Here is a 5,347-nt window from a genome sequence, read left to right as displayed (position 1 = left end):
GAACCGGAACATGGAAAACTCGTCCGTCAGGGGCGACGCGCCCTTGGCCATCAGCTCCGCCATGGCAAAGCCTGATCCCGGAATGGCCTTGAACCCGCCGGTGCCCCAGCCGCAGTTCACGAACACGCCCTCTACAGGTGTTTTCGACAGGATCGGGGACCGGTCCCCCGTCACATCCACAATCCCGCCCCACTGGCGCAGCATTTTCAAACGGCTGAGCATGGGGAACGTCTCAACCAGTGCCCTCACTGTCTCCTCGACGTGCTGGAACGATCCGCGCTGGGTGTAATTGTTGAACCCGTCGGTGCCGCCGCCGATGACCATTTCGCCCTTGTCGGACTGGCTGAGATAACCGTGGACCGTGTTGGCCATCACCACAATATCCATGCAGGGCTTGATCGGCTCTGACACCAAGGCCTGCAATGCCACGCTTTCAATCGGCAGCCGGAAACCGGCCATATCCGCCAGATGGGACGCATGGCCTGCCACCACCATCCCCAGCTTGTCGCAATCGATGGCGCCCTTGGTCGTGTCCACGCCCACGACCTTGCCGCCTGTGGTGCGCACGCCCGTGACCTCACACTGCTGGATGATGTCCATGCCCATGTCGGAGCACGCCCGCGCATAGCCCCACGCCACCGCATCGTGACGCGCCGTGCCACCGCGCGCCTGCCACAGCCCGCCCAGCACCGGATAACGGGGGCCGTCGATGTTCATGATCGGGCACAACTCCTTGACGCGGTGCTTGTCGATCCATTCGGTCTTCACACCCTGCAACGCATTGGCATGGGCCGTGCGCTGATAGCCGCGCACCTCATGATGGGTCTGGGCCAGCATGATGACGCCACGGGGGCTGAACATCACGTTGTAATTCAAGTCCTGCGACATCGTCTCATACAGGGAACGGGATTTTTCATAAATCGCCGCCGACGGGTCCTGCAGGTAATTGGACCGGATGATCGTCGTGTTGCGGCCCGTATTGCCGCCCCCCAGCCAGCCCTTTTCGATCACGGCCACATTGGTGATCCCGTAGTGCTTGCCCAGATGCCACGCCGTGGCCAACCCGTGGCCACCCGCGCCCACGATGATAACGTCGTATTTCTTCTTGGGGGTGGGGTTGCGCCAATGCCGTTCCCAGCCTGAATGATACCGGACAGCTTCTCGCGCGATGGCAAAGGCAGAAAAACGGCGCATATCTAATCCCCGATCGGTGATGTCCCTAAAGTGTTTTGTGGTGGAACACGTGCATTTTCGGACCACCGGCGGCGGCACTTAGATGCACTTTTCCGACACCGGACGCAAACGAGGCATAGGGCCGCACATTTGCGCCTTTTGCCGCCGCGCGATTGGCCTTACAGGGGTGGGTATGACCGGGTTTGTGATCACCGCCGCCATTCTGGCCGCCCTCGCCGTTCTGGCCGTCACCGCCCCGCTGTGGCGCGGGCGCGGCGATGCGGGGCCGCAGGACACCGATATCGACATCTACCGCGATCAGCTGGCCGAAGTGGACCGCGATCTCGCACGCGGTGTTCTGGATGAGGCCGAGGCCGAGCGGACCCGCACCGAAATCTCCCGCCGTCTGCTGGCCGCCGACGCCAGCACGCGCCGCGCCGCAGGCGATGCCCCCCGCACCCTCAGCCGGATGGCGGCTGTGGTCTGCGGCCTTGCTCTGCTGGGTGCCGCAGGGGGGCTTTACGCCGCCTTGGGCGCACCGGGCTACGGCGATGTGCCGCGCGACCTGCGCCTCAGCGTGGGCGAAGACCGCCGCGCCAACCGCCCCGGCCAGCTTGAGGCCGAGGCCGCCGTTGACCTGCCCGACACGCTCGACCAGTTCGATGAGGACACGCGCGGCCTGATCCAGTCCCGCCGCGCGGCCACCTTTGAACGCCCGGACGACCTGCAAGCCTGGACCGTGCTGGCCCAGACCGAAGCCGCCATCGGCCAATACCACCGCGCCGCCCGCGCCCAGGAACGGGTGATCGCCCTGCAAGGCGCGGATGTCGCGGTCGACGACTATGAACGGCTGCTGGACCTGCTCGTCGCAGGCACACGGGGCTATGTCTCCCCCGAGGCGGAGACCATCGCCCTGCGCGTGCTGCAAACCACCCCCGACAGCGAACCCGCCCTTTACTATGCAGGCCTCATGTATGCCCAAAACGACCGCCCCGACCGCGCGTTTTCCCTCTGGCGGCGGGTGATCGAAGGCGGCAGCCCCGGCACGCTGCACTATGATTTCGCCGCCAGCCAGATCAATGAGGTCGCAGCCCAGCTTGGCATCGACTACGCCCTGCCTGAGGTCCGCGGCCCCAGTGCCGCCGATCTGGACGCGGCCCAGGACATGTCCCCCGAAGACCGCCGCGCCATGATAGAAGGCATGGTGGGCGGTCTGGCCGACAGGCTGGCCACCCAAGGCGGCCCACCGCAAGACTGGGCGCGGCTGATCACCTCGCTGATGTTGATCGAACAGTCCGAGGCCGCCGCCCGCGTGCTGGCCGAGGCCGAAGCGATCTTTGGCGGCGACGTGCAGGCCGTCACCCTGATCCGCCGCGCCGCATCCGAGGCGGGCCTGACCGAATGACCTTCGACGACCCCGCCGATTTCGCCGCAGCCCTGCCCGGCTACGCCCCCCTCGCGGGGCTTGATCTGGGCACCAAAACCATCGGCATCGCGGTGTCGGATGCAGGCCACATGATCGCCTCGCCGCTGGAAACGATCAAACGCACGAAATTTCAGGCCGACGCCGCCCGCCTGCTGGAGATCATGACGCATCGTCAGATCGGCGGGCTGGTTCTGGGCCTGCCGCGCAACATGGACGGCTCGGAAGGGCCGCGCGCCCAAGCGACCCGTGCTTTTGCCCGCAACCTGACCCGCCTGACAGAGGTGCCGATCACCTTCTGGGACGAACGGCTGTCCACCGTGGCCGCCGAACGCGCGCTGTTGCAGGCGGATACGTCCCGAAAACGTCGCGCCGAGGTCATCGACCACGTCGCCGCCGGTGTAATCCTGCAAGGACTGCTGGACCGCTTGCGCAATTTGAAAGGCGCCTGACATGACCAAGCCTGAAAACACGGACGCCATCTGGACGCGGGCGGAAATCGAAAGCCCCTGCATCAAAATCTGCGTCATCCACCCCGAAACCCGTCTGTGCACCGGCTGTCTGCGCTCCATCGACGAAATCGGCGCGTGGTCCCGCCTGACACCTGAAGCCCGCAAAGCCGTGATGGACGACCTGCCCGCCCGTGCGCCTTTGCTGCAAAAACGGCGTGGCGGCCGGGCGGCCCGTTTGAAACGGTAGCACGTGGTGCCCTGTCAGGATTTGAGTTTTTCTGGCCAGATGAAACAGGGACCCCGCGCGCACCACAGGCGACGGATCTATGCCGCGACCGGACACAGGCGCGTTAACCTTAACAGTCCGTAAAAGATCACAGGGGTCCACTCCGGCCACGTCAGACGGGGGCCGGAGCCAATCTCCATCGGACGAAACGACCCCACGACGGGCCGGAGCTTCACCTGGCACATGGAGTCGCGCTCCCGCTATCCATGCCCCGCCACCATCACCGATTAACCTTAACGGCGCGTTAACAGCGCAGCGCCCCTGCTTCATCTGGCCCAAAAAACTCCCCCCGGAGGGCCGGTCTGCCTCACACCCAGTCGGATGAATTGGAACACTCGGGCCTGAAATAGGCGACCATCCGCCCCTCATCCGGCATCGCGATCTTGGGATCGTGGGGCGCAATGCCGTGGACCAGATGGCGATGCAGCACCATGACCTGACCGGGGGACGCAATGACCGGCACCGGCGTGATCGTGTCAAACACCGCACGACGTGCGGCGACGTAGGCGTCTGTCACGTCAACGCCGCGCGGATCGCGGTCCCCGATGACCCCGCGCAACGCTGTACCGATCAGATGGTGACTGCCCGGCCAGACCATCAGCGGGCAGGCCGCAGTCTCATTCAGTGGCACGCCCAAAATAAAGGCGTGCAATTCGCGCACAATGCGCCGCCCGTTTTCCGCATGCAGCCCGTCCACATGCCCGGAAAACCGGCGCATCCGAAACCCGTGTGCGGCGTCCGTATCGGTGGCATCCTGTTGGGGATAGCCCGCATAGGTCACTGACAGTTGCGCGCGATGCCACCGGGTCACCTGTGGCACCGCCCCGCGCCACGCCCCCGCCAGGGGGGCCCCGTCAATCGACCCATCACCGCTCGTCGGCAAGGCATCAACACCCACAAACCACGTCCCCCCATGCCGCAACCATTTTGCCTGCAAATCCGGGTTCCGTGTGGCGGTCAGACCCGCCCGATAGGCCGCCTGCGCCCACCGCGCCACATCGGGGTCCTCGGCAAACACGGCAAAGCCATCACGGCCCATATTGCCGGTCACGCAGCGGCCCTGTCCATCGCCGCCAGCGCATCTTCAACCACGGACCACCCCGCCCCGTCACGGTGCGCCTGTTCCGACAGATGCCTGCGCCATTGCCGTGCCCCCGGACGGCCCGCAAACAGCCCCAACATGTGTTTCGTCACATGGGAAAGCTTTCCGCCGCCACGACTGTCATCGGCCAAATGCGCCTCGATATAGGGGCGCATCTGCAAAACCACGTCCACCGGATCGGGGCCCGCCACCTCGCCAAAAATCACCTCATCGGCACGTCGCAAAATATCGGTCGGGCTGTGATAGGCCGCGCGCCCGATCATGACCCCGTCAACGCCGGCCTCCAGAAGATCACGGGCGTGATCAAGCGAAGCAATCCCCCCGTTGATGGAGATATGAAGGTTCGGAAACAGCTGTTTCATCTCGAACACCAGATCATAATCCAAGGGCGGAATGTCGCGGTTTTCCTTGGGGCTCAGCCCCTGCAGCCAAGCCTTGCGCGCGTGGATGGTCACGCGGTTCACCCCTGCGGCCACAATTTGCGACAGAAATTCGGGCAGCACCTCGGCGGGGTCCTGATCATCGACGCCGATCCGGCATTTCACCGTGACTTCAGCCGGTTGCGCCGCGATCATCGCCCGACAACACAGGGCCACAAGGGCCGGATCCTTCATCAGAACCGCCCCGAACGCACCCGATTGCACGCGATCGGACGGGCACCCGCAATTCAGGTTGATCTCGGGGTAGCCCTCTTGCGCCCCCATGGCCGCAGCCTCGGCCAGTTCAATCGGATCGGACCCGCCAAGCTGCAACGCCACGGGCTGTTCGGCAGGATCAAACCGCAACAGATGCCGCGCCTGACCGCGCACCAAGGCGGGGGCCGTGACCATCTCTGTATACAGCAGCGTCCGCGTGCTCAGCAGACGGTGCAAATACCGGCAATGCCGGTCCGTCCAGTCCATCATGGGGGC

General features: G+C 64.9%; 6 protein-coding genes. 3 read left to right on the top strand and 3 right to left on the bottom strand.

Annotation, left to right across the window (positions count from 1 at the left end; translation table 11 throughout):
• The coding region (locus tag QZ653_RS14740) for a sarcosine oxidase subunit beta family protein (protein ID WP_296421244.1) at positions 1-1,194 on the bottom strand (1,194 nt) is incomplete at its 3' end.
• A gap of 172 nt (positions 1,195-1,366) precedes the next feature.
• On the opposite strand from QZ653_RS14740, the gene ccmI reads away from it, so the two are divergent.
• The 3 genes from ccmI to QZ653_RS14725 are packed head-to-tail and all read left to right on the top strand — an operon-like array spanning position 1,367 to position 3,295.
• Entirely contained in the window at positions 1,367-2,578 is a 1,212-nt protein-coding gene (gene ccmI, locus QZ653_RS14735) for a c-type cytochrome biogenesis protein CcmI (RefSeq protein WP_296421243.1), read from the top strand.
• Positions 2,575-3,048 carry a Holliday junction resolvase RuvX gene (gene ruvX / locus QZ653_RS14730; protein ID WP_296421241.1) on the top strand — a complete coding sequence of 158 codons (474 nt, stop codon included), beginning with the start codon at positions 2,575-2,577 and terminating at the stop codon, positions 3,046-3,048. Before ccmI ends, ruvX begins: the two co-directional genes overlap by 4 nt.
• A gap of 1 nt (position 3,049) precedes the next feature.
• On the top strand, positions 3,050-3,295 hold the full coding sequence (locus tag QZ653_RS14725; RefSeq protein ID WP_296421239.1) for a DUF1289 domain-containing protein: 246 nt from the start codon (positions 3,050-3,052) through the stop codon (positions 3,293-3,295).
• A 346-nt stretch (positions 3,296-3,641) separates the two neighbouring features.
• Here QZ653_RS14725 and QZ653_RS14720 read toward each other — a convergent pair whose 3' ends face one another.
• Both QZ653_RS14720 and dusA read right to left on the bottom strand, forming a co-directional pair.
• Entirely contained in the window at positions 3,642-4,385 is a 744-nt protein-coding gene (locus QZ653_RS14720) for a hypothetical protein (RefSeq protein WP_296421238.1), read from the bottom strand.
• The coding region (dusA, locus tag QZ653_RS14715; RefSeq protein WP_296421236.1) for a tRNA dihydrouridine(20/20a) synthase DusA at positions 4,382-5,347 on the bottom strand (966 nt) is incomplete at its 5' end. The genes QZ653_RS14720 and dusA, both read right to left, overlap by 4 nt.

Origin of the sequence: Pseudooctadecabacter sp. (assembly GCF_020627745.1) — a bacterium.
Classification (GTDB): Bacteria; Pseudomonadota; Alphaproteobacteria; order Rhodobacterales; family Rhodobacteraceae; genus Octadecabacter.
Note: the sequence above shows the minus strand (reverse complement) of the source record. Positions and strands in the feature narration are given on the sequence as shown.

Excerpts from the sequence above, each read along its gene's own strand:
- ccmI (WP_296421243.1), top strand. The coding sequence starts at position 1,367 with ATGACCGGGTTTGTGATCACCGCCGCCATTCTGGCCGCCCTCGCCGTT.
- QZ653_RS14725 (WP_296421239.1), top strand. The coding sequence starts at position 3,050 with ATGACCAAGCCTGAAAACACGGACGCCATCTGGACGCGGGCGGAAATC.
- ruvX (WP_296421241.1), top strand. The coding sequence starts at position 2,575 with ATGACCTTCGACGACCCCGCCGATTTCGCCGCAGCCCTGCCCGGCTAC.